The sequence below is a fragment of the Paenibacillus sepulcri genome (assembly GCF_042647105.1).
In the GTDB taxonomy this organism is placed as follows: Bacteria; Bacillota; Bacilli; order Paenibacillales; family Paenibacillaceae; genus Paenibacillus_Z; species Paenibacillus_Z sepulcri.
Map to the genome: position 1 here is coordinate 3854761 of NZ_JBHRUP010000001.1, position 26993 is coordinate 3881753.

Annotated in this window: 23 protein-coding genes and 1 riboswitch; of the genes, 12 read left to right on the forward strand and 11 right to left on the reverse strand. The window is 54.6% G+C overall.

Annotated elements, in window-relative coordinates; all coding sequences use genetic code 11:
• Positions 1–31: 31 nt before the first annotated feature.
• The 4 genes from ACFOLF_RS16965 to ACFOLF_RS16980 form a co-directional block, all read right to left on the reverse strand.
• On the reverse strand, positions 32–1063 hold the full coding sequence (locus ACFOLF_RS16965) for a LacI family DNA-binding transcriptional regulator (RefSeq protein WP_210046181.1): 1032 nt from the start codon (positions 1061–1063) through the stop codon (positions 32–34).
• 382 nt (positions 1064–1445) lie between these two features.
• Positions 1446–1958, reverse strand: coding sequence for a general stress protein (locus tag ACFOLF_RS16970; protein ID WP_210046182.1), 513 nt, complete (start codon positions 1956–1958; stop codon positions 1446–1448).
• A 206-nt stretch (positions 1959–2164) separates the two neighbouring features.
• Positions 2165–2287 carry an S-layer homology domain-containing protein gene (locus tag ACFOLF_RS16975; RefSeq protein ID WP_210046183.1) on the reverse strand — a complete coding sequence of 41 codons (123 nt, stop codon included), beginning with the start codon at positions 2285–2287 and terminating at the stop codon, positions 2165–2167.
• Between the two features lie 254 nt (positions 2288–2541).
• Positions 2542–3087: a YwhD family protein gene (locus ACFOLF_RS16980; protein ID WP_210046184.1), complete on the reverse strand. Its 546-nt coding sequence runs from the start codon at positions 3085–3087 to the stop codon at positions 2542–2544.
• 309 nt (positions 3088–3396) lie between these two features.
• On the opposite strand from ACFOLF_RS16980, the gene ACFOLF_RS16985 reads away from it, so the two are divergent.
• The 6 genes from ACFOLF_RS16985 (at position 3397) to ACFOLF_RS17010 (ending at position 13942) form a co-directional block, all read left to right on the forward strand.
• Positions 3397–5403: a M1 family metallopeptidase gene (locus tag ACFOLF_RS16985; RefSeq protein ID WP_210046185.1), complete on the forward strand. Its 2007-nt coding sequence runs from the start codon at positions 3397–3399 to the stop codon at positions 5401–5403.
• Between the two features lie 65 nt (positions 5404–5468).
• Positions 5469–6284: a hypothetical protein gene (locus ACFOLF_RS16990; protein ID WP_210046186.1), complete on the forward strand. Its 816-nt coding sequence runs from the start codon at positions 5469–5471 to the stop codon at positions 6282–6284.
• Positions 6285–6681: 397 nt separating this feature from the next.
• Positions 6682–6835: riboswitch (cyclic di-AMP (ydaO/yuaA leader) on the forward strand.
• A gap of 5 nt (positions 6836–6840) precedes the next feature.
• Positions 6841–7341 carry a C40 family peptidase gene (locus ACFOLF_RS16995; RefSeq protein WP_379114235.1) on the forward strand — a complete coding sequence of 167 codons (501 nt, stop codon included), beginning with the start codon at positions 6841–6843 and terminating at the stop codon, positions 7339–7341.
• A 303-nt stretch (positions 7342–7644) separates the two neighbouring features.
• On the forward strand, positions 7645–12375 hold the full coding sequence (locus tag ACFOLF_RS17000; RefSeq protein ID WP_210046187.1) for a DEAD/DEAH box helicase: 4731 nt from the start codon (positions 7645–7647) through the stop codon (positions 12373–12375).
• Between the two features lie 105 nt (positions 12376–12480).
• Entirely contained in the window at positions 12481–12639 is a 159-nt protein-coding gene (locus tag ACFOLF_RS17005; RefSeq protein ID WP_210046188.1) for a hypothetical protein, read from the forward strand.
• A 343-nt stretch (positions 12640–12982) separates the two neighbouring features.
• Positions 12983–13942: an acetylxylan esterase gene (locus ACFOLF_RS17010; protein ID WP_210046189.1), complete on the forward strand. Its 960-nt coding sequence runs from the start codon at positions 12983–12985 to the stop codon at positions 13940–13942.
• A 97-nt stretch (positions 13943–14039) separates the two neighbouring features.
• On the opposite strand, the gene ACFOLF_RS17015 is transcribed toward ACFOLF_RS17010, so the two are convergent.
• On the reverse strand, positions 14040–14342 hold the full coding sequence (locus ACFOLF_RS17015; RefSeq protein WP_210046190.1) for a Dabb family protein: 303 nt from the start codon (positions 14340–14342) through the stop codon (positions 14040–14042).
• A 207-nt stretch (positions 14343–14549) separates the two neighbouring features.
• Between ACFOLF_RS17015 and ACFOLF_RS17020 the strand changes: the two genes are divergently transcribed.
• Complete coding sequence (locus ACFOLF_RS17020) at positions 14550–15020, forward strand: SRPBCC family protein (protein WP_210046191.1); 471 nt, start codon at positions 14550–14552, stop codon at positions 15018–15020.
• A 163-nt stretch (positions 15021–15183) separates the two neighbouring features.
• Here ACFOLF_RS17020 and ACFOLF_RS17025 read toward each other — a convergent pair whose 3' ends face one another.
• A complete protein-coding gene (locus tag ACFOLF_RS17025) occupies positions 15184–16422 on the reverse strand; it encodes a multidrug effflux MFS transporter (protein WP_210046192.1) in 1239 nt (412 codons plus the stop codon).
• Between the two features lie 192 nt (positions 16423–16614).
• Between ACFOLF_RS17025 and ACFOLF_RS17030 the strand changes: the two genes are divergently transcribed.
• The 4 genes from ACFOLF_RS17030 (at position 16615) to ACFOLF_RS17045 (ending at position 21170) form a co-directional block, all read left to right on the forward strand.
• Complete coding sequence (locus ACFOLF_RS17030; protein ID WP_379114237.1) at positions 16615–17046, forward strand: VOC family protein; 432 nt, start codon at positions 16615–16617, stop codon at positions 17044–17046.
• A 271-nt stretch (positions 17047–17317) separates the two neighbouring features.
• Positions 17318–18325, forward strand: coding sequence for a diaminopimelate dehydrogenase (locus tag ACFOLF_RS17035; protein WP_379114239.1), 1008 nt, complete (start codon positions 17318–17320; stop codon positions 18323–18325).
• Positions 18326–18383: 58 nt separating this feature from the next.
• On the forward strand, positions 18384–19751 hold the full coding sequence (gene gdhA / locus ACFOLF_RS17040) for an NADP-specific glutamate dehydrogenase (protein WP_210046193.1): 1368 nt from the start codon (positions 18384–18386) through the stop codon (positions 19749–19751).
• A gap of 111 nt (positions 19752–19862) precedes the next feature.
• Complete coding sequence (locus ACFOLF_RS17045; protein ID WP_379114241.1) at positions 19863–21170, forward strand: winged helix DNA-binding domain-containing protein; 1308 nt, start codon at positions 19863–19865, stop codon at positions 21168–21170.
• 187 nt (positions 21171–21357) lie between these two features.
• Here ACFOLF_RS17045 and ACFOLF_RS17050 read toward each other — a convergent pair whose 3' ends face one another.
• The 3 genes from ACFOLF_RS17050 to ACFOLF_RS17060 all read right to left on the reverse strand — a co-directional run bounded on the left by ACFOLF_RS17050 (position 21358) and on the right by ACFOLF_RS17060 (position 23559).
• Complete coding sequence (locus ACFOLF_RS17050) at positions 21358–21744, reverse strand: VOC family protein (RefSeq protein WP_210046194.1); 387 nt, start codon at positions 21742–21744, stop codon at positions 21358–21360.
• 347 nt (positions 21745–22091) lie between these two features.
• Complete coding sequence (locus tag ACFOLF_RS17055) at positions 22092–22589, reverse strand: DinB family protein (RefSeq protein WP_210046195.1); 498 nt, start codon at positions 22587–22589, stop codon at positions 22092–22094.
• 115 nt (positions 22590–22704) lie between these two features.
• Positions 22705–23559 carry a LysR family transcriptional regulator gene (locus ACFOLF_RS17060; protein ID WP_210046196.1) on the reverse strand — a complete coding sequence of 285 codons (855 nt, stop codon included), beginning with the start codon at positions 23557–23559 and terminating at the stop codon, positions 22705–22707.
• A 135-nt stretch (positions 23560–23694) separates the two neighbouring features.
• Here ACFOLF_RS17060 and ACFOLF_RS17065 point away from each other — a divergent pair, with 135 nt between their 5' ends.
• Positions 23695–24351, forward strand: coding sequence for a flavodoxin family protein (locus tag ACFOLF_RS17065; RefSeq protein ID WP_210046197.1), 657 nt, complete (start codon positions 23695–23697; stop codon positions 24349–24351).
• Positions 24352–24440: 89 nt separating this feature from the next.
• Here ACFOLF_RS17065 and ACFOLF_RS17070 read toward each other — a convergent pair whose 3' ends face one another.
• Positions 24441–26222 (reverse strand): cache domain-containing sensor histidine kinase, encoded by a 1782-nt coding sequence (locus ACFOLF_RS17070; RefSeq protein ID WP_210046198.1) that lies wholly within the window; start codon positions 26220–26222, stop codon positions 24441–24443.
• Positions 26219–26989 (reverse strand): response regulator transcription factor, encoded by a 771-nt coding sequence (locus tag ACFOLF_RS17075; protein WP_210046199.1) that lies wholly within the window; start codon positions 26987–26989, stop codon positions 26219–26221. Before ACFOLF_RS17075 ends, ACFOLF_RS17070 begins: the two co-directional genes overlap by 4 nt.
• Positions 26990–26993: the final 4 nt, after the last annotated feature.

Genomic DNA, 26993 nt, shown 5'->3' on the forward strand with positions numbered 1-26993 from the left:
GCTTTTGTAAGCTTACATTTAAGCTATCTGTCTATATTGGCTTGCGGGCCGCGGCGCAGGAACCGCGCAGTATCAGCTCTGTTGGCACCAGGACCCTCTTCGCTGTTTTCGTTGGCTTCGTCAGCTGTTCAATGAGCAGGCGGGCCGCTTCGATGCCAAGCTGCTCGGAATGGAGTCTGGCTCCTGTTAAAGGAGGTGAGAATTCCGGGGAAAATACGGAATCATCGCTAAACGCCAATACCGACAGGTCCTCCGGTATACGCAAATTCAGTTTCTCCGCTGCCTTATAAACGCCAAGCGCCATAACGTCCGTATCGGCGATGACCGCCGTGATGGAAGGAAACTCCTTCAGCTTGGCGAGCGTCATCCGGTAACCGAACTCATAAGATGTAGGCCCTGGCACCGGTATGTTGAGCAGTAATCTTGGCTCGGGAGTGAGTCCCTTCGTACGAAAGGCCGATCTGTATCCAAACTCCCGGTCCTCTGCAACCGTCCGCCCCGGAGCAGCATTGAGGAACAAAATATCCTGGTGCTCCATAGACAACAGGTATTGGGTAACCTGAGCCGCCATGCCTGCATTGTCATTATCCACGTAGCTTACCTGTGCCTCGAAAGAAATCGGCGGACGTCCGACAAGGACAATAGGCACTCCTTCCGCCATTTTATCTTCCACGCGTGTATCCCCAACGGACGGATCAAGTACAATTTCCCCATCCACGGGATTCGACGCGATGTTCTCCAGCTGGCTCGAATAATCCGGAGACAGCGTATTGACCAGCAAGCGGTAGCCGTGTTCGTAGCAAATTCGTAAAACACCATTCAATAAGGACAGGTGAAACTGGCTGAATTTGGCGGATTCCCCCATCATGTTGAGTCCAATAATCCGTGTGGATCGGTTCGCCAGGCTTCTCGCCCAGTAGTTCGGCTTATAATTTAATTCCTTGGCAGCGGCCAGCACCCGCTCGGATACCGCTTTGCTGATGGGCCGTTTCTTGCTGAAGACGTTGGACACAGTCCCTTTTGAAACTCCCGACGCCTTCGCAACATCATCTATTGTCGCCAACCATATCCAGCCTCGCTTTCCCTGCAGCATTCACGCTGTACATGTTTTCTTAACGATGAAGCAGAATAATCTTTCGTTTCGGACTGCTTAAGATTAAACCGGTTTTGTTAGTGGGGTTTCAATTTGAGATGAATTTTATGTAAAGGACCTGAAACTTCTCTTTAAATAGTGGTTTTTTCTTCTATACGAGGGGTTAACGGGTAAAATAAAGGGAAAATAATCATTAAACCGTTTTAATGAAGTGGTGATTTTCCGCATAAAAAATGCCATCTATCCTGCCGCAATAGGGCATAATAGATGGCTTTTATTCAGGTGAAGAAACGAACTTAGCCGCCAGAAGAGCGGCGAATTCCGCTTTTTCACATAATAAGCATAACCGGGATTAACGGCTGTAATTGTTGTACTTGTGGGCATTTAAGGAGTTATGAGTACGGAATGTATCATACGCGCGCAAGTCCCGCTGCGCATCCGAATCGACCATGACGAGGATTTTCCCGCTGTCCACGTAGTCGTTGTACTCCTTCGCCTCGTCCTCCGGAATTCCCAGCCCAATCAGGCCCCCTACGATTCCGCCTGCACCCGCGCCAACGGCCAGACCCGTCAATGTTGCGGCAATTGGGCCAGCCGCGAGGATTGGGCCGATACCCGGAATGGGAATCAGAAACAGCCCCGCCAGGAGTCCGGTCACGCCGCCGACCACGCCGCCCGTAGTGGCTCCCGCTGCAAATCCGGTCTCCGCATTGGTAGCCGTCTCCTCAGAAATCTCCTCCATGACCTCGTTATTTTTGGCTACGATTGAAATATCATCAGAGGAATATCCTTGGCTTTTCAAATCGTCGATCGCTCTTACCGCTTCTTCATGGGTACTGAACACGCCTACAATTTTCTTATCCATGGCTATAACGCCTCCTATTCATTAGTCAACCCTAAATCTGGTAAAGCCTTTCTATTTCCAATTACACGGGGTGGCAGGTTTTCAAACAAATGCCGCTTTTTTAACAACCAAAAAATCGCGCACCTCCAGGAAGCCTAAGCGGAGGTGCGCGATTGTTCATGATCGATATTTAAGATAAAACGATTATCTGCAATCCTTGAGAAAAACTAAAGTTTGGCAATCATCTGCGCCGCTTCTGCCCGGGTTGCAGGGCTTTGGGGAGCAAATCTGTTTTCTCCCTGGCCATTGATAAAACCCAGATTATAGGCCGCCGATTTTCTTCTCTCCATATTAAAATCTATTCTTCCAAAATACAACAAATAAATAGTCCTTTACACCTAACACATATTTCTACAATAGATATACAAATGACAAAAAAAGGGATACCTCAAAGAAGTATCCCCTCGTAACTATACCCAACTATTAATAGAAGAAAAGCAGATCATGCATGTGCTCTCCACGTTCCATAGTCCCAGAGCGCGGCGGAGCGATACGCGTTGGATAAAAGCCAAGCGATGACGCTCGCCTGCAGCTGCTGCTTCAATTAAGCCAGCCCCTGCTTCAGCTCTTCCGGCGAGCGGTCCCACCACTCTTCGTTGTTGGCGATCAGCAATTTGCGCAGCGCAGCCTTCTCCTCGGCTGAAAGCTCGCTCAGCACGAAGCGCCGCTTGATTGCATAGTCCAGATTGTTCACGTGCTGGGCGAGGATCTTCCACCCGCGGCGCGCCTCCGTATCCACGAGCATCGGGCAGGCCGTCGCACCCGCATAATAAGAGCCGTCCTCATTCCGGTCAACCGCTACCCACACAATCCAGCAAAGACGACCGTTCGGTACCGTTTCTTTATCCGGGCTGAACTTGATGCCCTTCTCCACCTTGCTCTTGGCGTGCATGGCGCCTACATCAATATAAGCCTCGCCCTGATCGATAATGACGCATGACACCGCGCTGAGGTCGATCGTTCCCGCCCCGAAACCCCGATGCTCCTTGTTGCTCACCACATTGAGCGAGAGCTGCCTCTTCTCTTTCTTCTCCGGCGCAGGCGCCGCCTGTTCCGGGTTCTTATCCTGTCCTTGATCCTGTTCGGTCATCTGTGGTTCCACTCTCCTTCTCTGCAAGCCCGTATATGCCGCCAGGAAAAAACGGCTGCCGCCGCCCTCTGACGGTTAAGCCAGGTTTCTTCCCTCAGAAATATAAGCAAAGTATGATGAAATCTTATACTTTCTTATATTTTAAAAGCATCGCCCGTTTATTGCCGCGCATGCTCGCCAATGATTCCAAATCCCGCGTCCGACAAGGCTTCTTCGCCTGTCCACACTTTAATTCCATTTTAGCTAATAATCCGGGAAAAGCCAACATATACATGCTGTAGATGCTTGTCAACGGGAGGGAATGGTTCAATGACGCCACGTCACACCAAACGTTTGCTGCTCCTTGCAATAGCTGCCGTCCTGCTCGGCGTGAGTGCCCAGTATGGATTCGGGGATGCCTGGGCTTCGCAATATACGTATGCTTTTGCCCCCGACAAAACAGATACGTCGCCCAAGACACCCCCGCCGCGCATCAATATGCCGGAACCCGACCCGGTGGTGCAGCCCGGGCCGGATGCGCCGCTCAGCAAGCGGGTCGTCGAATACCAGATTGATGTCCGGCTGCAGGAAGATACGCATACGCTGCAGGGTCTGCAGACGATCACATGGACAAACCCGGGCAAACAGCAGGTTTCCGAGATGTATTTTCACCTGTACCCCAACGCATTCCAGTCCAAAGACTCGACGTTCATGCGCGAATCCGGCGGCCAGCTCAGGAATGACAAGGCCACGGAAGCAAGCCTCGGCTACATGCGGATCAATTCGCTGGTCACCAGCGAGAATGACAGCCTTCTGCCAAGGCTTCATTATGTGCAGCCCGATGACGGCAATGCGAATGACCAAACATTGGCCAAGCTCCGCCTGCCCGAGCCGGTAGCGCCCGGAAGAAGCGTCACCCTCAAAATGGCCTTCGAGGTCAAGCTTCCGGAAGTCTTTGCACGGATGGGCTACATGGGGGATTTCGTTATGGCCGGCCAATGGTTTCCGAAGCTTGCCGCCTATGAGACGGTAGGCACCAGGGGGAGAACGACCGAAGGCTGGGATGCCCATCAGTACCACGGCAACTCTGAATTTTACAGCGACTTCGGCATTTACAGCGTAAAAATCAATGTGCCCGCCTCCTACAAGGTTGCCGCAACCGGATTCCAGACGAAGCCTGCCGCAGCCGACAACAACCGGAAAATCTTCTCCTTCTATGCGGACGATGTGCATGATTTCGGCTGGAGCGCCTCTCCCGACTTTGTCTATGCGGAAGAACCGTTCTCGACCGACAATGTCCCCGGTGTCCGCATCAAGCTGTACCTCGACCCGCTGCATGCCAAGTTCAAGGACCGCTACATGCATGCCGCCAAATCAGCGTTGGCCAAGTATTCCCAGTGGTACGGGGCTTATCCCTATTCCACACTCTCGATCGTCGTCCCTCCCAAAGGCGGCAACGGAGCGGGAGGAATGGAATATCCGACCTTGATCACTTCGTTCGCCGCCGAGACGGACAATCCCGGCTACGATCTCGAGCGCACCGTCGTTCACGAGATCGGCCATCAATATTGGTACGGCATGGTCGCCTCCAATGAATTCGAAGAAGCCTGGCTGGATGAAGGCTTCACCTCCTACTCCGAGGACAAGGTGATGGAGAGCGAATACGGCGTAGCTCCCAATCTTCCTGTGGAAGCCAGCTACATGACCGATCCCGCACCGCTGAAGCAGCTTTCCTGGTCCTACCACAGCCATAATCATTATGCGGAAAATGTGTACATGCGGGCCAAGCTTGTCCTGTTCGGCATCGAGAAACAGGTCGGTCCGAAGATCATGAGCAAGATCATGCGGACATACTTCCAGAAATACAAGTTCAAGCATCCGTCAACGGCGGATTTCCAGCATGTTGTGGAGCAGGTCACCAAGACCAAGTGGAACGATTATTTCAGCCAGTTTGTCTACGGCAATCAGATGTCCGACTATTCGGTTGAATCGATTGCGGTCAAGCCTGTGAAGGAAAACGGCACTGTGAAATATGAGTCAACCGTGCTGATCCGCAAGAATGGTGGCAGCTACGGACCTGTCCCGATTGTTTTCCAGTTTGCCGACGGGACGACCCTGCCGAAGGTTTGGGATGCGGCGCAGATGCACATTCAATATACGCTGGTGCATTCCTCTCCTTTGCTTTGGGCAGCGATTGATCCACAGAATGAGAACGTGCTCGACAACAAGCATATTAACAATTTCATGAAAGCCGAGCTTCCGGAGAAGGTACAAACGCGCTGGAGCATTGGCGTTGCCAAGCTGCTGGAGGGGATCTTCACTTCACTTGCCTGGTAGCCTGGCGACCTGGAGCCGGCAGGTACCCGCCAAACAAATGGAGAAAAAAGGAGGTGAAGGCTTGCATGAACCATCATGTGAAGCAAGGCTGGCATCTGACGATGAAGCATTTTTACATCATTATTATGTTGTTCCTGTATGAGCTGCTGTGGGGCTTCTTCCTCTACCGTTCGGTTGAAGGAATTATGGTCCCGCTGCTGAAGCGTTACCCGGACAGCGCACCCTCGGACGGAGCTGTGGCGCTTTTCCTGACGGAGGCGCAGTTCCAGCTGCTCAAGACCGATCTCATTCGTCCCTATATCTGGCTCTTCGCAAGTCTGCTGCTCGGGCGCATGCTCCTGACCCCGTTCCTGAACGCCGGCCTGTTCCATTCCCTGCATCATGCCCAGGATGAGAACGGCACAAGATTTATCAAAGGAATCCGTACGGCGTGGAAGCCGATTGCACTGCTATACGGCATCGAAACGGCCTTGACGCTGGCTCCGGGCGTATGGCTGCTGCCCAAAGCGCTTGATGCCCTGCTCAGCAGCGGCAGTCTGGCGGACATCGCCAACAAGATCGGGCCCTGGGCCGGCGGTTGGCTGGTGTGGGCGGCGCTGCTCCACCTGCTCTTCCTCGCCATGCAGTTCGGCGTTGTGTCCGGAAACGGCGCGCTTCGCTCATTCTGGGGCGGGGTGCGGCATCTTATTCCGCTGGCCGGCATCTCGCTGCTAATGTGGGCCATTGGAATGGCGCTCAGTCTGACCATGGCCTCGGCCTCCATGCTCTGGGCCGGGTTGATTGCACTCATTTTGCATCAAAGCTATCATCTGGTTCGTACGGTTATGAAAGTGTGGACGGTAGCCTCGCAATATGAAGTATGGCATTCCAAGCAGACCTGACCACCGCTCTTACTAGCGAAACAGGCAGCAGGCAGAAGTCGGTTCAGTTGCCGGTGAGAACTTAAAAATATCAAAGAGGGATCAGCCGTTTTGATGCGGTTGGTCCCTCTTTGTTTTGAAAATATGACATCTGAAAGGCGAATTAGAGAAACAGGCGCAGTCAGATATTGTCGATAATGCGGGTGAAATCGGAAGCGTTCAACTGCCGCATGGACTTAAGACTCAAGTTTAGACCACAAAAAAAAGGCTCATGCAGATGCCGGAAGGCCCTTTCGCATTTTTTGCAATAAGATAACGAGACGAGTTGTCAAAAAGTTTCACTCTAATAATTCTAATTTGTGAACAAATTGTGAATTTGGAAGGAGATTCGCTAAAAAAACAGAATTAGTATGCCAGCATGAAAAAATTGCCGAATTCTCTTGGATGAGAAGCGGGGGAACCATCTTGGGTGAATTGATCCCGACATTTGCTGCAACGAATGTCAGAGGGTATCATAGGGAGCCTTCAACCGAACCCCACAGCTAACCTCGCAGGCAACCGGAAGGGGTCACATTTTTTGAAAAAAGTTTCTGCACTACTCATCGGTCTAGCATTGGTACTCTTATTCCAAGTTGGGAGCGCACTAGCAGACTCCAAAATGGACGGCGTTATCAGTGATGTGATCGGCACTCCTTACCGCACGGCAGGGACGACTACCAAAGGATTTGACTGCTCCGGATTTACGATGTACGTGTTTGACAAACTCGGCGTCTCGATCTCGCATTCATCCTCCGCTCAGTCCAAGCTGGGCAAGAAAGTAGTCAAGGACGACTTGATTGCTGGTGATCTCGTATTCTTTAATACGAATGGTCGCGGCATTTCGCACGTCGGCATTTATGTTGGAGACGGCAAATTTGCTCATTCCTCCTCCAGCAAGGGCGTTACCATTAGCAGCCTCAGTGACTCTTACTACGTTAAACGCTATGTTACTGCCCGCCGCGTAATGAGCCCTGAGACATTCGAGAAATACGCTGACGAACCTTCTGATGAATTGGTTGACAGCGAAGACGCTGGTTGATCAGTGTCAATGAGCATTCGCTAACGAATGCTGATGCATAGCCGCAGACGCTTGTCCGATTGGACAAGCTGCTGCGGTTTTTGCTTTTTCATTTGGGTGTATGAAATAAGAAGCGGCTCTTATATATACCCCGTATGTTCCGGTATTCAAACAGTCCAGCGCATGCTGGATGCCGTCAAAATGGACCCGATAGACCCGGGCGTTGTGCGGAGGGTGCCGGCGAATCTCGCAATCAGAGGGAAAATGGGTATAATATAACCACAATCCCAACCTTGATGTATGAATGAAAGGAGCTGTTAGGTGATGACAGAGCTTTCCCCTGCGCTGCAGGTGTTTCATCCGACTCTTGCGGGGTGGTTCCGGCAGGCCTTCGGCGAGCCGACCGATATTCAGCTGGACGCGTGGGCTTCAATTATGGACAATCATCATACGCTCATCGCAGCACCGACCGGCTCCGGTAAAACACTTGCGGCGCTGCTGCCCTGCCTGAACGGAATCGCAGTAGGCAAAATCGCCGCCACGGCCCCGGGCAGCAGCTGGAAGCCAGGCGTGCGCACACTTTATATTACGCCCTTGAAGGCGCTTAATAACGATATTCAGTACCATATCATCGGCTTTATGGAAGCTATTGAACGTTTCCATGAAGAGCATCAAAGAGCGGAGACCCTCGCATGGCCGGGAGTACGCTCAGCCGTGCGGACCGGGGATACGTCCTCAAGCGAGCGCGCCAGAATGGTGCGCAATCCGCCGGATGTGCTGGTTACCACCCCTGAATCGTTCTACCTCCTGCTTACCTCCGAGAAAGGACGCGGCATGCTGCAGACGGTGGAAACGGTCATTGTGGATGAAATCCACGGGCTGGCCGGAGACAAGCGGGGAGCTCATTTATCCCTGTCGCTGGAGCGGCTCAGTGCGTTATGCCCGAAGCCGGTGCAGCGCATCGGAGTCTCGGCGACACAAAAGCCGCTTGAACGCGTTGCCCGCTTCCTCGGAGGCTGGGAGCAGCGGGCCGATGCGGCGGCCGGTCATCCAGCCGTGGACGCTCCTGGGGCGGCCGGCGGACGGGAGGAAGCCGTCAGCCCGCAGGAAGCGGATACGAGCTCCGGGCGCATGACGGACGGACGTTCTCTCTACCCTGCATTACCGGATTCCGTGCAAAATAGCGGCTCCCCGCCGCCCGCTGCCGGAGCAGGTGCAGAGACCGGGCAGCGCCCGCACCCGCTTGGCTACAGTCAGCGGCCTGTTACGATCGTCCTGAGCCGAATGTCAAAGTCCATTGAGTTTCGGGTTACGATGCCCGATCTCAGCAAGCCGGCCAAGACCCGCGAAGCCGTCTGGCTGCCGATCGTTGACCGGGTGTTCCAGTTAATGAACGACGCCCGGTCTGTGCTGATCTTCGTCAACAGCCGCCGGCTGTGCGAGCGGCTTGTGCTCCGGCTCAACGAGCACGCCGGCTACGAGATGGCGCGCGCCCATCACGGCAGCCTTGCGCGCGAGCGCAGGCTAACGATCGAGGGCATGCTCAAGGCAGGCGAGCTGCGCTGCCTTGTGGCCACCTCGTCCCTGGAGCTTGGCATCGATGTCGGACATGTCGAGCTGGTCATTCAGATCGATTCCCCGAAGCAGGCCGCGGCCGGCATTCAGCGGATCGGGCGCGCCGGCCATGCCGTGGGCGATGTGAGCCGCGGCTTCATCCTGGCCCGCGGCCGCAGCGAGCTGCCGGAATCCGCCGTGCTCTGCCGCGATATCACACGCCGTGATATCGAGGAGATCGTACTGCCGCAGGAGCCGCTTGATGTGCTTTCCCAGCAGATTACAGCGATGGTCGCGGCGGAGGATCTGGAGGTTAGCCGCCTCCACGCGCTTATTTCGCGGAGCGAATGCTACCGCGGGTTTCCAATGGGGCGCCTGGAGGCTTCACTGAAGGTGCTGGCCGGCTTTTATCCCTTCGCCAAGCCGCTTATGGATTGGGACCGCAGCCGCGGCCTGCTCAGCAAGCGGGCGAATACCGCCATGGCCGCGATCACCGGAGCGGGCACGATTCCGCAAAGCTCCGCGTATCCGGTTCACCACGCGGACAGCCGCGTCCATCTGGGCGAGCTGGACGAGGAATATATCCACGAGAGCCGTGTTGGAGATGTGTTTCAGCTCGGCACGTCCTCATGGATGATCAGCTCCATCCAGAACGACCGGGTTTATGTAAGGGAAGCGCCGAACCGCTTCAGTGAAATTCCCTTCTGGCGTGCGGAATCCGGGGGACGGGGCTATGAGCTCGGCGTAAAGCTGGGACAATTCATGGGCGAGCTGGAGGCCCGCATGCATTGGGGCGAAGAGGACACCGGCGTGCAGCCCGCTTCTTTGCCGGGGAATTCAGGCGGGGGCGGGACGGATCAGCCCCCGTCGGATGAATCGGAAATCGCGGCCATCCACTGGCTGGATACGGAGTACGGACTCGATGCAAATGCTGCGGCAGAGCTCATCGGATTTGCCAAATCCCAGCACCGGGCGCTGGCTCTGCCGACTGACCGCAGGATCGTCATTGAGCATTACCGCGATCTGATGAACCAGACGCGGGTTATTATCCACAATCCGTTCGGCCGCCGGATCAACCGGACCTGGCTGCTTGCCATTGAACATCAATTCAAGCGGCTGCTTCCTTACAAGATGTACGGCAATGCCAAAGACAACGGAATCGAGCTGGTGCTGCCGGAATGGGATGCCTCCTGGCTGAAGACATTGTGGCATATCACGCCGGAGAGCATCGAGCCGCTCATGACCGAAGCGATCGCCGGATCGCCGCTGCTGGCCATCGCCTTCCGGCGTATAGCCGAGACGTCCCTGCTGCTCTCGCGCAGCTTTACCCGGACGCCAATGTGGCAGAAGCGCCTTCGCAGCGAAGAGCTGCTGAAGCAATCCCTGCCGTACGCGGAGCATTTTCCTTATTTGCAGGAAGCGATGCGGGAATGCCTTCATCTGTACCTGGATATCAACGGCCTGAAGCGGCTGCTCACAGACATCTCGACGGGATATATGGATATCGTGGTGCAGGAAACGAATAACCCGTCGCCTTTTGCCGCGCAGTTCCTGTGGGAATACGTGAATGCGCAAATCTATGAAGGCGACGGCTTAAGCGAAGCTACGCAGCTGCAGCTGATGAGCGTCAGCAGGACGCTTGCAGGCGAGCTGTTCGGCGAGGATGCCGTGCGCCGGGCCATCGATCCGCTGATTGCCGACGATGAGGCCAAGCGGCTGGAAAGCGGGGATCTCATCCCCTCTTCCTCAAGCGAGCTGTACACGCTGCTCAAATGGCGGGGGGATCTTTCTTTCGGGGAAATCGCAGCAATTGCGGGCGCTGGCGGGGATTGTTCGGATTGGCTTAACATTCTGCAGCAATCGGGCAGCGTGATGACCATGACGTTCGGCGGGGAAGTCCGTTATATCTGTACGGACGAGAATGATATGTACGAGAGCTTTCCCGGGACGGACGGCTCGATTGCCTTCGTTGCCGGACGGTTCGCCCAGCACCGGCTCTCCTTCACCGAGGAGGAGCTCCGCGGGCGGTATCCGGCCCTCACTGCAGCGGATGCCGAGCATGTTATTCTGGCGCTGATCCGGCTGGATCTTATCGAGCAGGCCCCCTTCGCCGCTGACAGGGACGAGCGGATCTGGACGAGCCGGAGCGTGGCTAAACGGCTGATCCGGCTGACCATGGAGCAGGCTCGCAAGCAGGCGGAGCCCGTCGATCCGATTCGCTGGTGCGCGCATATGTCGATGCTGCAGCATGCTTTGCCCGGGACGCAGCTCAGCGGCATTGACGGCCTGCGGACTATTATTGAGCGGCTGCAGGGATTTTATCTGCCGGCATCGCACTGGGAATCGATTATTTTCCCTGCCCGGATCACGGGCTACCGCAAGGAGGATCTGGATCTGCTCTGCGCATCCGGCGAAGTCCTGTGGCTGGGGCGCAAGGATGAGGGCGAGAAGGAAGGTAAAATCGCCTTTTTCCTCGCTGATGCAAAGCCGCTTTATACGCCTTATGTGAAGCAGCCGCCGGATGAGCAGTCCGGCAACCCGAAGCTGCTCGCTCTGCTTCAAAACAGCGGAGCGAGCTTCCTCACCAAGCTGAGCCGCGACTATGGCAAGCTGCCTTCCGAGCTGCTGGCAGACTTGATCGATCTGGTGTGGGAGGGCCGCGTCTCGAACGATCAGTTCGCGCCGCTGCGCCTGCAGCTGATCGCCAAGGGCAAACAGCACGCCAAGACCGGATCAGGCCTTGGGCGCTGGTATTGGGTTGGCTCCCTGCACGATCATGACAGCGCAGAGCCCGGTCGCGGGCAGCCCGAAGCTGCCCAGAATCCGGCGGCGGTTGAAGCCGGGGCTGAGCCTGCCTTGTACTGGACCCAGCATTTACTGGACAGCTACGGCATTATATCCAAGGAGTTAGTCTCGCATCTCTCGCCATTCAGCTGGGATGAGCTGCTGCCCGTGCTGCGGCAGCTGGAGCATTGGGGCGTAGTAACGCGCGGCCTTCTTGTCGAGGGCGTGCCTAATCTGCAGTTTGCCAGACGGGAGCAGATCGCTTCCGTACGCGAGCCGGTATTAGCCCGCAATGACGATTCCATCACTGTGCTTTCCGCCGTCGATCCCGCCAATCCTTTTGGCTTGGCCGCAGATTGGCCTGCCGTCCAGGGGGCAAGCTTCTCCCGCAAGAGGGGCAACTATATGGTGCTATACCGGGGCCAGTGGCGCTTCTGGATCGAGAATAATGGCCGCCGGATCGTGGAGCTGGAATCTCCCCCCGAATCCGAAACCGGATCTGCCCAGTCGAAAGCCATAACCAAAGCTGCGGATATGCCCGATTTGTTGAAGCATATGTTCCGGACCGTGCTGCGCCAGCAGGGGCTGAGCAGGATCAAGATTGAACGCTGGAACGGAGAGGATATTGCCGAATCGGATATGGCCGCCGAGCTGCGCGCTCTTGGCGCCGAACGCGACAATCGGGCGCTCGTCCTGTGGGCAAGCGACATTAACTGAGTTCAGGACGCGCATGGAGAAATTCAATGAATGGGAAGTTTGCATAAAATCCCCAAAATACGGCAAACTAATGATTGTTGTTATATTGAAAAAGGAGGTGTCTACGTGGCAAACCCACAAGACAAGGCATCCAAAGCAGACGTACAGTCTACGGAGTTGAATAAAATGCCTCTTGCAGAGGAAGAAGATACGGAGTTCTCCGCGGAGGAAGCCGCAGAGGTATTCGAAGAGAATTCCTCCGATCCCTCCAGACATCAGGATTAGGACAAAGAAGCTGCCTTGCCTTTGTTAATGGCCGGATAAGAAGAAACGGCTGCGCCGTCCGTTGGCGGCCAAGCCAGGTTTCTTCACTCCGACATATAAGCAGCGTATAATAGAAATTTATAGGTGCTTTAGCTATATAATTTCTATGCATTCGAAGAAGCCAAGCTCGGGTCCAATCGGACCTGGGCTTGGCTTCTTTTATTTTCTCGTGCAGAGCCCGCCGGAGTACCTGGTTGAAAGAGAAGTCTACTCGGCCGCCAGCAATCATGTTATTGTAAATACGTGTCTGTTATGGGCCGAACACATCTCTTCTTGCATGTCCAATTGAAGGAGGAAGATCAGGATGAACGCGATAGCGCGGCGTAAAAGGGATTTGGAGCAATATGCCCCAGCCTCCACCATGGATCCGGCACAACTCGATCTGTACTGGGAAACGGTTCTGCGGCAGGATTCAGAGAGACCGCTGGAGGTGAAACGGGAAAAACAGGACTCTCCTTTTCCCACTATTGCTGTTGATAAGCTCACCTACAAAGGCTATGATCATACGCCACTTCATGGCTGGTTTATGGTACCGCACCAGCAGCCCGAAGGGAAGGCCAAGCCGCCATGCATCGTCCTGTTTCAGGGATATACGGGCGACCGCGGACTGCCTGAGCGTTATGCCGCCTGGCTGCTGCTGGGCTATGCCGTTCTGGCGCTGGATGCAAGAGGCCAGGGCGGAGAAACCGGCAACGAGATGAAGGAGCTCTATGGATCATCCAAAGGCTGGGTATCCATGGGGGTGCTGGACAAGGAGCACAGCTACTATCAAGCGCTGGCGCTGGATGCTGTCCGCGGCGTCAATGCCGCAGCGCAGCAGCCGGAGATTGATCCGGCAAGAGTCGCGGTTGTCGGGGGCAGCCAGGGAGGCGGGCTCTCGCTGCTCGCAGCCGCGCTGAATCCCAAGGTGGCTGCCGTCGTTGCCGATATCCCCAATATGTGCCATATGGATTACGGCCTCATGCATTCAACCGGTTCGCTGACGGAAATTGCCCAATATTTGAAGCGGCATCCCCATCAGCTGGAGCGCGTCCTGGATACGCTAGCCCATTTTGACATGCTGAATCTGGCCCCGCGCATCACCGCTCCGCTGCTAATGTCTGTTGGCTGGAAGGATACGGTGTGCATTCCCGAAACGATCTATGCGGTCTATAATAAGCTGCGATGCAGCAAGCAGATCCTCGATTATCCCTTTAACGGCCATGAGACCGGAGAAGAGCACGGCCGCAAAGTGATGGAATTTCTGCAGCGGACATTAGGCTGACAGCAGCAAAAAAGAGCAATGCACGGAAGCCCGGCTTCGCTCATCGCTCTTTTTTATATGAAATCTGCTGCTGCGCGCTGCGTGTGAAGTGAAGTGCTTACAGCTGGTAGTCGATCTCCAGGAAACGCTCCACTTCTGTCACCCAACGCTCCTGTACGAATGCGGTATGGAGCGGGTGCGCGTTATAGGTTTCGTACTCCTCCTGATTCGCGAACTCCATGGAGAAGCCATAGTCGTAATCGTTCTTGGCGCTGACCTGACGGTATACGCGAAAATTCTTCACAACCGGTATGGAGCTGAGAATTTCCTGACCATCGGCAAGGAACTGCCTGGCCTCTTCGGAGCCCTTCTTGTGCTTCAAATTGAAAATAACGGAATGCTGGATCCATTCTTGCGTCATCTGTGTTCAGCTCCTTTGTCTGGTTATAGAAATTTGCTTGCGCGTGTACAAAAACCAACTGCTCTCATTCTAACAAAAACAGCTGCGATGCTCCAGAATTCATTTTTGGCCAAAGGTGTCCGAATCGACTTCTCCCCGCTGATCAGTATTCTTGTTTCAAAGGCTGGCCTCGATCCTGATCCTTAAGAGAGGAAGGCGAATACCGCTATGGTAACGGTACAAACTCAAATCGCCATTCAAGCTCCGATAACGCAATGCTTCGACTCGGCAAGAGATATCAGCCTCCATACCCGTACAGTATGGAAGCATACGAAGGAAGAAGCGGTCGGCGGCGTTACATCGGGGCCGATAGGCGCCCATCAGACGGTCACCTTCCGGGCGACCCATTTCGGCATCCGGCAGAGCCTGACCTCCAAAATAACGGAATTCAACGCGCCATTCCGCTTCGTCGATGAAATGCAGCGGGGTGCCTTCAAATATTTGAAGCATATCCATACTTTCGAGGAGCATGGCGGCATCACTATGATGAAGGATACGTTATATTTTGAAACTCCGCTGGGGTGGGTCGGGCGGATAGCCGAACGCGCTGTATTAAAGCGCTATATGGAGAAATTCCTGGAGCACCGGAACAGGGAGCTCAAGAGGATACTCGAGGCAGGGGCTGGCACAATCCTTTGAGCAGCAGGAGAAAAGAAGAACCGGCTCTTTTGCAGCAGAATAAATTTCTTCCCTTAGACCTTATCGAAATAAATAACTGTGAAACGTATACATTCCGGCGTGTAAAATAAAGCCTAGCCCTGTTCAGCCTCAGGGCCGGACAGGGTTTCTGTCATCTTATAACTTATCGGGGGTGCGGAGAAGCTTCAGCTTGTTTCTTCGTTCTGGCAACGAAGAAGAAGCATAACACCGCTGCACCTACCAGAGCCGACATAACAATGGCCAGCGGCCAGGCGTTCTGATTATCCCCGATACCGACAAGCGGAGCCGCCGCTCCCCCGATAATGAAAGAGAGCATTCCCAGCAGAGCGGAAGCGCTGCCTGCGGATTGGCCCTGGCTTTGCAGAGCCAGGGATGTGGTCGTCGTTGCAATCAGGCCCACGCTCGAAACCACCAGGAAGAAGGCCGGAATGACGATATAAAGCCCTGCCTGCAGCGCGGCAGCGAGCAGCAGCAAAGCTCCTCCGGCCGATGACATCATCAGGCCGCTGCCGAGCAGCTTCCGCTCATGAACCCGGCCGGCCAAACGGCCGGCGATTTGGCTGGCCGCGATAATACCCGCCCCGTTAATGCCGAAGATCAGGCTGAACATTCGTGGAGAAACACCAAATAACTCCTGCAGAACAAAAGGCGAGCCGGAGATATAGGCAAACATCGCCGCCATCACAAAGCCCTGCGTCAAGGCATAACCAATGAACATCGAATCACGCGTTAAACGCCGGAAGGTCGTCAGTGTGTGGCGCATTCCGCCGCTTGATCTCCGCTCTGCGGGCAATGTTTCCTTCATACCGAACAGGACTGCCAGCAGCATGAGCACGCCGATGATGCTGAGCAGGCTGAACACGCCTCTCCATGAGGTGAATTCCAGCACTTCGGCACCGATAATCGGCGCCAGTATGGGGGCCGCCCCATTGACCAGCATTAACAGGGCAAAAAACTTCGTCAGCTCCACACCCGAATAGAGGTCGCGCACACTGGCTCTGGAGATTACTATTCCCGCAGCGCCCGCCAGACCCTGGATGAACCGCAACCCGATAAAGACCCATATATTCGGGGAGAATACACATAAAAGAGAGACAATGGCATATAAAGCAACACCGATTATGAGAGGAATCCGGCGGCCGCGCACATCGCTGAGCGGACCCGCAAGCAGCTGGCCAAGCGCCAAACCAAGCAAACAGGCGGTCAAACTCAGCTGTGTGACAGAGGTGGCGGAGCCCAGTTCAGCAGCGAGAGCCGGCAGCGCAGGCAGATACATATCCATGGAAAGCGGTCCGAAAGCAGCCAGCGAGCCAAGTATAACAGCAAGCCGCAGCCGGCTGGCAGATCGGCTTGTTTTGGCTATAGAGGTTGAATTGTTCATTTCCCTGTCCACTCATCCCTATCGATTGATATTGTATGATGAAGCCCCCGTTCCGGATTGGAAATTATCCGGAAATCATCCATGCATATGGGCCTTGTTCGTGAATGCTATCATGCCTCTCCCCCGCTGTCCAGCCCCAACCCGTTGGCATCCATACCCGGACCGTTTATACTAGGGAAGGACTAACTTTCTATGAAAGCGGGTGGCCTTATGGGCAGCAATACGAAAATAGGCGGCGGCGGTTTTCATCATGTCGCGATTCGGGTCTATGATTTTGACGCAACCGTACGATTCTACACGGAAGTTCTTGGCTTCACGGACAGAGTCCGCTGGGGCGAAGGCGACAGCCGGGCGATTATGCTCGATACCGGCGACGGCAATTATCTGGAGGTCTTCGCGGGCGGAACCAAAGGTCCGAAACCGGAAGGCGCTTTTCTCCATCTGGCCCTGCGTTCGGATGACGTGGATGCCGCGACAGAGCTCGCCAGAGCAGCGGGCATGGAAATTACGGTAGAGCCTAAGAATGCCGTGCTTGGCGGAATACCGGTGCGCCTCTCCTTCTTCAAGGGACCGGATGGCGAAATTATCGAGCTGTTCCAAAGTACGGGCGAGAATCCGCTATAAACTCACGAAAGCAATCTGCATAATGAACAAGCTGCAGGCTCTGGCCTTCCTTTCATCGGGAGGACAGAGCCTGTTTATGTATAGGATGCGGCAAATAAAATCAGGTGGTGAATCTACTGGAATGCATCTGTCTGCTGATACAAGGAATTCATTAAAAAGAGCGCCCAGCCCATGGCATTTAACCGTTATTTTAGCCATTTTCACCGCTTCATAGTTTACATTTCGTGTAAGATCTTTATAATGAATAAAGATCTTTAAAAAAATCTGAAGTATGGCACAAGGAGGGCTTTTTCTGCAAAAAGTTATTAGAATCGGAATTGTAGGCTATGGAAATCTCGGTAAAGGGGTTCACAAAGCAATTGGCCAGAATCCGGATGTGGAGCTGGTTGCCGTGTTCACCCGCAGACAACCCGAACAATTAGACGCAGGCAGAGATGGCACCCGTTTTGAACATATTTCTACGATCGAAGCATTCAAGGGCCATATAGATGTCATGATTCTATGCGGCGGATCGGCAACGGATCTCCCTGAGCAAACCCCGTTCATCGCACGGATGTTCAGCACCGTCGACAGCTTCGACACCCATGCTAAAATTCCCGAATTCTTCGATAACGTGCATGCTTCAGCAAAGCAAGGCGGCAACGTCAGCATTATTTCGACAGGCTGGGATCCGGGATTGTTCTCGCTTAACCGGCTGCTGGCCGAAGCGATCCTTCCCGAAGGCAAGGATTACACCTTCTGGGGCAAAGGCGTAAGTCAGGGCCATTCCGACGCCATTCGCCGCGTTGCGGGCGTGAAGGCAGGAGTCCAGTATACCGTCCCTGTTCAGTCTGTCATTGACCGTATCCGTTCCGGGGAAACACCAGAACTGCCTACCCGGGAGAAGCATCTGAGAGAATGCTATGTTGTGGCGGAGGAAGGCGCGGATCAGGAACAAATCCGTGCAACCATCGTTAACATGCCGAACTATTTCTCCGATTATAACACCACGGTTACCTTCATTACTGAAGAGGAGCTGGCAGCGGAGCATCAGGGCATGCCGCATGGCGGCTTCGTTATCCGCAGCGGCGTCACGGGTGAAGGAACGAAGCAAATTATGGAATTCGGCTTGAAGCTGGAGAGCAATCCGGAATTTACAGCCAGCGTCCTGGTCGCCTATGCCCGGGCAGCTTACCGTTTAAGCAGCGAAGGGGTTGCCGGAGCCAAAACCGTATTCGATATTCCTTTTGGACTTTTATCTCCCAAATCACCGGAGGAGCTTCGCCGCGGACTGCTGTAAATAACCTTGGACCTTGTCATCACCAATCTGGAGTTACCAAAAAAGGAGAGCTGTTTACTTGATAACTACTGTGAATCAAACCTCAGCCCAACAATACGTCCAGTCTGTTTATGAAACAGTCATTCACCGCAATCCTTATGAAAGCGAATTTCACCAGGCAATCAAAGAAATACTGGATTCCCTTGTCCCTGTGTTTGAGCATCATCCCAAATATATGGAGCACAGCGTTCTGGAGCGGATCGTTGAGCCGGAGCGTGTTGTTTACTTTCGGGTCCCCTGGCTTGATGACAACGGCAAGGTCCGGGTAAACCGCGGCTACCGCGTACAGTTTAACAGCGCGCTTGGCCCTTACAAGGGAGGCCTGCGTTTTCACCCCTCCGTCAACGCAAGCATCATCAAGTTTTTAGGCTTTGAACAGATTTTCAAAAATGCCTTGACCGGTCAGCCGATCGGCGGCGGCAAGGGCGGCTCCGACTTTGATCCCAAGGGCAAATCGGATAACGAAATCATGCGCTTCACCCAAAGCTTCATGACGGAACTATATCGATATATCGGTCCGGATACCGATGTTCCGGCAGGCGATATCGGCGTGGGAGCCCGGGAAATCGGCTATATGTTCGGCCAATACAAACGAATCCGCGGCGGCAATGAAGCCGGCGTCCTCACAGGCAAAGGCATTCATTATGGCGGAAGCCTGGGTCGGACAGAAGCTACCGGCTATGGTTGCGTGTACTTCGTAAAAGAAATGCTGGCCTCCAAGGGTCTGAGCTTCGAAGGCAGCAGGGTAATCGTTTCGGGTTCAGGAAATGTGTCCATCTACGCCATTGAGAAAGCGCAGCAGCTGGGAGCCCATGTCGTGGCTTGCAGCGACTCAGCCGGTTATGTTTATGATCCGGACGGAATTAACCTTGAGACCGTTAAACGCCTCAAGGAAGTGGAGCGGGGCCGCATGAGCGAATACGTGAATGAACACCCCGAAGCCACTTATTCCGAAGGCTGTGAGGGTATCTGGTCCATTCCATGCGATATTGCGCTTCCCTGTGCAACTCAGAACGAAATTGATGTCAAGATGGCGGGTACCTTGGTGGCGAATGGGGTCAAAGCGGTTGGCGAAGGAGCCAATATGCCTTCTACCCTGGATGCAATCGATTTATTCCTGGGCAATGATGTGTTGTTTGGCCCTGCTAAAGCAGCAAATGCAGGCGGAGTAGCCGTTTCTTCCCTGGAAATGTCACAGAACAGCATGCGCCTGTCGTGGACCTTCGAAGAGGTCGATGCGAAGCTGCATGTCATTATGAAAAATATTTATGATATCAGCGTGGCGGCGGCAGAGAAATACGGCCGTCCCGGCAACCTGCTCGCCGGAGCCAATACCGCAGGATTCATCAGAGTAGCCGATGCGATGATTGACCAAGGCGTGGTATAGCTTCTATTTTGATTAGCCTCAATGGGAACCCTGACAATAGGTGGTCAGGGTTCTTGTTATATACTCATACTTGTAAAGGCATGAGAGACGTGTACAAGGAGGTTATCCAAAATGGACATACACAATGAATTACCCTCAGACAGCAGTAAAATTGCATCAGAGAACGACATATATCCGCCCGCCATCGCCGCCGTTCCATCGGATCAATCAAATCCGCCCACAGACGATCTGTCCGGCTCAATTCCGGCTTCAGCCGCTTCCGCTGGATTGACGATGGGATCGCAGGTTTCGGGAGGCGCATCTAATGGGCGGGGTACGGGCGGCAAGACCGCTGTGCTGGGACCTCGGGCGCTGGGACGGGCGCTGCTTGAGCGGCAGCTTCTGCTGCGACGCTCGAAGCTGTCTGTTCCGGATGCTCTGGAGCATCTGGTCGGCATGCAGGCCCAGGCGCCGAATCCGCCTTATATCGGGCTGTGGTCTCGGCTGCACGGCTTCCATCAGGACGACCTGGCAGCGATGATCAGGGATCGGAGCGCCGTGCGCATAGCCCTGATGCGCTCCACGATCCATCTGGTCACCGCCCGTGATTGCCTGGCATTGCGCCCTCTCCTGCAGCCTGTTCTGGAACGGGGACTGAAGGGCAACCACGGCAAGCATCTGACAGGGCTGGATCCGCAAGAGCTCGCTTCTGCCGCCCGGGCTTTGGCCGATGAGCATCCCCTGACCTTCAGTGAGCTCGGCACAAAGCTCAGCGAGCGGTGGCCCGGACGCGAGCCCGGCGCCCTTGCAGCGGCCGCACGCAGCTGGGTGCCGCTCGTCCAGATTCCGCCCAGAGGAATCTGGGGCGAAAGCGGGCAGGCTGCCCATACCTCCGCCGAGTCCTGGCTCGGACAGGAGCTTGACCAAAAGACCTCGGTCGCCGATATCCTTCTGCGCTATCTGGGGGCATTCGGGCCCGCGTCTGTTCAGGATATGCAGGTGTGGTCGGGCCTTACCCGGCTGCGAGGGGTCATTGAAGCTATGCGGCCCGGCTTAAGAACATTCCGCGACGAGCATGGCCGGGAGCTGTTTGACCTGCCGGACGCCCCGCTGCCGGACCCGGATACGCCCATTCCGCCGCGGTTCCTCGGCGAGTTCGACAACATGCTGCTATCCTATGCCGACCGCAGCAGGATCATCGCCGACCGGCACCGGCCCTTGGTCTTTACCATCAACGGAATCATTCGGGCTGTGATACTGGTTGACGGGCTGGCCCGGGGAGTATGGAGAATAGAGCGCCGCCGGAACTGCGCCACTCTGGTTATCGAGCCCTTTGAGCCGCTGTCCGAAGAGGACCTTGCCGCTCTTGCCCAGGAAGGCCAGCGGCTGCTGGGCTTCGCTGCAGCTGACGCCGCCGAACATGATATCCAATTTCATTAGTGTGAGGGGCATCTGGACAAAAGGCCAGTACCGTATCCTCCCATGAGATCTTTGTAAAAAAGAAACTCCCCGACCTGGCGGCAATAGCCATAACAGCTGGCAGCCAGAACGTCAACACGAAGGATAAATGGGACCGGACTTCCTGCGCGGTTAAGCCGTATTAGCTAAAGCCCGCCTAAACCTTTCATTAGTCGGCGGCAATCTGCCAGGTAATGCCGAACCGGTCCTCCACCCGCCCAAGCAAGGCGCCCCACGGCATCCTTCCAAACGGAAAAATAACCTTCCCTTCCCGGGCAAGCTTATCGAATATACCGGCGCCCTCCTCCTCCGACCTGCATTCGAGCGTGAGGTCAATCCGGTTACCCGCTCTTGCCGGAGTCGTATCCGCCATATACAGCTTCAGATCCCCGGCTCTGAGCTCCAGATGGAGCACTTTCTCCTGCATCTCCTGCGGCATATCCGGCAGATCGGAATAATGCCTCAAATTTACGATCTCGCCGCGCAGAACCTCTGCATAATAATTCCCTTGCGCATGCGCATCCTCAGAAAAAATGTAAGGCACCAGCTTAGCCATTCTAAACACTCCTCTGCCTCTATTTTGCTTGATTCTATTATAGCAGGCGGCGTCAGTCAGCGGACAAACGTTTGATTCCTGTGCGGCTTATACCTCTTCTCTATCGTTAATAACGTTTCTGCCTACCTGCCAACCGCCAAGCAGGATTACGCCGTCGACGAATGGCATGGCAGGCATATTGGGGCTGCTTCATTGGACTCAGGCATCGTGCTTACATGAATGCAGGCGCAAACTGAATCGGTTCATGCAAACACCGACTCCAATCGTTGGGTCGATGTTTTTTTCGGAGAGTTGTCGTACTGGTAATGAAAAGGAAAGAGCGCCTCGCGAGGGGCGCTCTTGTTCCATCAGGCATAAGGCTCCATTCCTTTATCGATCCAGTCATCGCGAGTCGGGCCCAGCACATCGGGAACGCGCAAACCGGCTTGACGCATCAGGACCGTCATTTGGCCGCGATGGTGAATCTCATGCCGCAGCGTATACCGTAAAGAAGCGCCGTTCTGCCAATCCTCGCCTCCAATGTTAACAACCTGACCAAGGGATTCGTCGGTCCATTGGCTTCTCACCGCGCGCAGCATGGCTTGTCCGATACGGCGGTATTCACCGGCAATCTCTGCCGCCGAGGCAGGCGCGCCATTATCCTTCAAAGGCTCGTCAAAGGATAATCCAAGATAGGTCATGTAGTAAATGGAGCCTACGAGATGCCAGGCAATCTGGCCTAAAGTACGCTGATTTGCCGAAACGGCTTGTGTCAGCGATTCATCGGTAAGCGAATCCAGAACCCGCATGGTGACAGCAGACTCCATTTCGAATTCCTGCACGAACTCATCGATTTTTGTAAACATATCCGATCCCTCCGGTTCCAATTTCCTTACACCGCTAACTATACAGAGCCTTCACTGACAGCTGCAGTCAGTCAAGCAATAGGGATACCTTCCGGCGATCGGGCGTGGGGCAGGATTACAAGCCATTTTCTTTAATGAGCTCCACGAAGGCGGCAAAGGCTTTACTGGAATACCGGTCATTGCGGCGGACCAGACTCGTTTGGATATACCGGAAATCCTCCGGAATGGGGCTGCTGCGCAGAACCGCATACTCTCCCGCCAAGACGGCTTCCGGCAGCAGCGTGGAAGCAAGCCCGGACCGCACGCAGCTCAGCAGCGTTTCTAGCGAACCGATCTCGATCATATTCACAAGTGGAATCCCTTCTCTGTACAGCCACTCTTCCAAAATCGCCCGAAAGGGGCAGCCCCTTGGAGAAACCGCCCATTTCATGCCCGATAAATCCGGATCGCCCTCCAGCGTATGCTTGGTAAGCAGCTTGATTTCATCCTGCATGCTGTATTCGAATACCAGCCTGGATGACTTTATTTCACCGGTAATGAACGCTCCATCCAGCTGGTGGTTCACCACTTTTGCAAGCAGCTCCGTAGGGTTCCCGGTCGATAACGACAGCGAGACATCGGGAAAGCTGGTTTGAAAGTCAGACAGGGCATTCATGAAGTTGCCGCAGGTTACGGTCTCCACAACTCCAATAGCCAGCGGGCCGCTTGGATAAGATGTCTCCTGAACGACATTTACCGCTTCCTGGGACAGGCTCAGAATCCTGTGGGCATACTCCCGAAACAGGACTCCTTTCTCCGTAAGAACAACGCCCTTGGAATGCCGGTGAAACAGCGCTACCCCGAGCTCAGACTCCAATTTGCGAATCCGCGCCGTGACATTGGACTGCACGTACTGCAGCCGCTCAGCCGCGCGGGATATGCTGCCCTCCTCAGCGGTTATGTTAAAAACGTTAAGATCAGTCAATTCCATGAGCAGATCCTCCGATTTGATATCAAAAATAATGATAGGAATATGAATATCAATCATTATACGATATGCAAATCCTTGATTACAATGAAATCAGCCATACGGATAGGCGAATCGAAGAGCAAAGGGGAAAAAGAAATGAATACATTGACCGAATCACCAAAACTGCTTATTCTTGTCGGCAGCCCGCGGCGCGACGGGAATTCAGCGGCACTTGCCGCCGCCGTTCAACGCGGTGCGGAGGAAGGGGGTACGCAGGTTCAGCTCCGCTTCGTTGACGACTATATCTCCAGCTTTCTCCGCGACTGCCGGACCTGCCGTCTTCCAAGCGGCGAATGCTCCATTAACGACAGCTTCCGCTCTCTGTTCATCGACGGGTTCCTTCCCGCGCAGGCCGTGATTTTCTGCTCGCCCATCTATTGGTACGGCTTGTCCGGCCAGATGAAATCCTTTTTCGATCGTACATTCTGCTACTATGCAGCCTCGCACCCGGAATCCGTCCAGGTCGCCGAGGGAATGACCCGCAAGCGGATCGGTCTCGTTCTTGCCTCCGAGGAAACGTATCCGGGTGCGTCGCTCGGCATCATTCATCAGCTTCAAGAGTTTTCCCGTTATACCCGCTCTGAATTTGCAGGTGTTGTCCGCGGCTTTGGCAACAGCCGCGGCGAGGTAACGCGCGACCCGAACTCCCCCGTGTCTGCCGCCGAGCAGCTTGGGCGTGAAATCCTGGAACGCAAATATTCCGATTTCCGCCACGATACCCCAAGAAGCGGGGAGGTTTGGCCATCCCGCTGACCTTCATAAAGGTTCATCGTCAGGTTATGCTCAGGCGGCGCCTCGCAAGCTCCTGCCTTCCGGAAAGCCGAGGATAAACGGGGAACGCTTCATTCAGCCTCCCCGCCTCCATCCGGCCGCTGCAGCGGAACAGCCATCGTAATGACGGTTCCCCAGCGTCGTTTGCTGCGAATCGTCAGACCCTCAGCGGATTGGTACGTCAGCTTGATCCGTTTGTCGGTGTTGACCAGTCCGATATGACGGTATACCTCTTCCTCCGATTCGAGACGGCTTCGCACCTCCTGCAAAAGCGCAGCATCCATTCCTGGCCCGTCATCGATCACGGCAATGCGGATATGGCCGGGCAGGCGCGCCAGCTTGATTTTAATCCGCAGCTTGACCTCCTGCTCCCGGAGCCCATGGCTCATGCAGTTCTCGATGAGGGGCTGCAGCAGCAATCTGGCTATGCCGGCATCCTGAAGCTCCTCGATATCATACTGCCAGATGGCTTCAAACCGGTCCTTGTACCTGATCTGCTGGATTCGGATATAGGTTTTGGCGGACTCGATTTCCTGCGCCAGCGGCACGATCTCATTGGGCGTGTCCAGCGAATATTTGAGCAGTGCCGACAGATTCTCCAGCATCCGGTTGGCCTCGTTCGGCTTGCCCGTCAGACCCAGCACCTTCCAATAGATCGTTTCCAGCGTGTTGAACAGGAAATGGGGATTGATCTGGGCCTGCAGCGCCAGCAGCTCGGCCGTCCGGAGCTTATATTTTTTTTCCGAGAGCTGAGCACTCAGGTAATGACGCTCGATAAAATTTTTGATAATCCTCTGCGCGATATAGCCGTACTCGTCCGTCTTGCGAACGGAATCGGTTTCGGGCAGCGGCGCTCCAGCCTCCGCATGCTTTATAAGCTCGATAATGCGGCGGATATGCCTGACGCTGCGCTGCGTCAGCAGCCAGGTCAGGGCAAGTCCCAATACAAAGGACAGCAGGACGAAAAACACAGTGAGCGCGCTAAGCTGGAACGGAATCCGGTTGAGCGACAGCCTCGGCGTCACCGAGATGTAGGTCCAGCCGGACTTTGCCTTAAACTGGGAGACCAGATATGTCGTCCCTCCCGTCTTCCAGTTGGCGGAGTGGTCCGAATAAGGAATCCGGCCGATATCCGGAATCGGGGAACCGGTCTGTGTATGCGTCTGAAAGACAGGGCTGCCGCTTTCGTCCATAACAAAAATTTGCTGGTCAGGATAAGTCGTCATGTCGGCAAGCAGCTTTTCAATATAACCGGTATCAATGTTGAGCACGATAACGCCGCTCGGACGATTCTGCACATTCGACACCAGATTCTGATACAAGGTCGTGACGGCGACCGGCGCTTCGAACGAATAACGCCTGATCCTCCTGGATTCCGTCCATATGGCCGTCCGATCCGGATGCGCGGCAAAGCTGTCCATCCATGAGGGATCATTGAATCCCTGCAGCCGGACCAGCCCCTCGCCGCTTGCCAGGAACTGGCGATAGGGATTGTTGACATAGACATAGATCGACTCCATATACGGCTTCGCGTTGGAGGGGCCGTTGATGTAGTTGAGCATCGTCTTCATCAGCCGCAGATTTTCCAGCGTCAGGGTCTGGGTGCGCATGATCTCTCCCAGTCTGAAGACGACCTCCGAGTTGCCCAGACTGACGTTCAGCGAATTCATTTCGTCCACGATAAGCTCCATATTGCGGTCGATCTGATTGAACAAGACCAGATTGTTTTTATTGATTTCGCCCTGAATATACTGCTTGGTGACGACAATCGACAATGTGCCCAGAATGATGACCGGGATCAGGAGGGGAAACAGGAACAGCAGCAGATTTTTAATAAAAAACCGGGTCCTCATTCGGGGCTTCTTTCTTGTTCCCGGCCATTACGGTATTCCCGGGGGCTCATGCCGAAATATTTTCTGAAGGTGCGGGTGAAATTTTTGGGATAGCTGTAGCCGACCATTTCGCTGATTTCAAACGTTTTGTAGCGGATGTCCCGCAGCAGCTCGGCCGCTTTGTTCATCCTGACCTCCACGATATAATCCGAGAAATTCCGGCCCGTCCTCGTTTTGAAAAACTTGCTGACATAGTCCGGATTCATTCTCACGAGCCGCGCCGCCTCATCCAGGGACGCTTCGGCATAATGCTGCTCCACATATCGCTTTATCGTTTCGATCACTTTCTCGTGGAAGGAAGCGCCATTGTCTGAATCAGACAGTCCGCCGTCATGCGGCTGTGCCGCTGCTGCTTCATCCAGCTCTGACCGGATTTTCGAAAACTCGCCGTACAGCTCCTCGAAGCCGGTAGGCTTGACAATATAACTCCTCACATCATAAGCCAGGGCCTTCCTGGCATATTCGAATTCCTTGTGGGCGCTGAGCAGCACGATGCGGATGCGGCGGCCGCTCTCATGAAGTGTTCTGGCAAGCTCAAGTCCGTCCATCACCGGCATGGCAATGTCGCACAGCAGAACATCCACGGGATGCCCCAAAATATAATCGAGCGCCTCGCGTCCATTCCCGAACGTCCCCGCAATCGTAAACCCGAGTTGATTCCAGGGAAAATATTGCGCCAATCCGCTGCGGATTTCGACCTCATCGTCCACCAATACAAGTTTGTACATTATC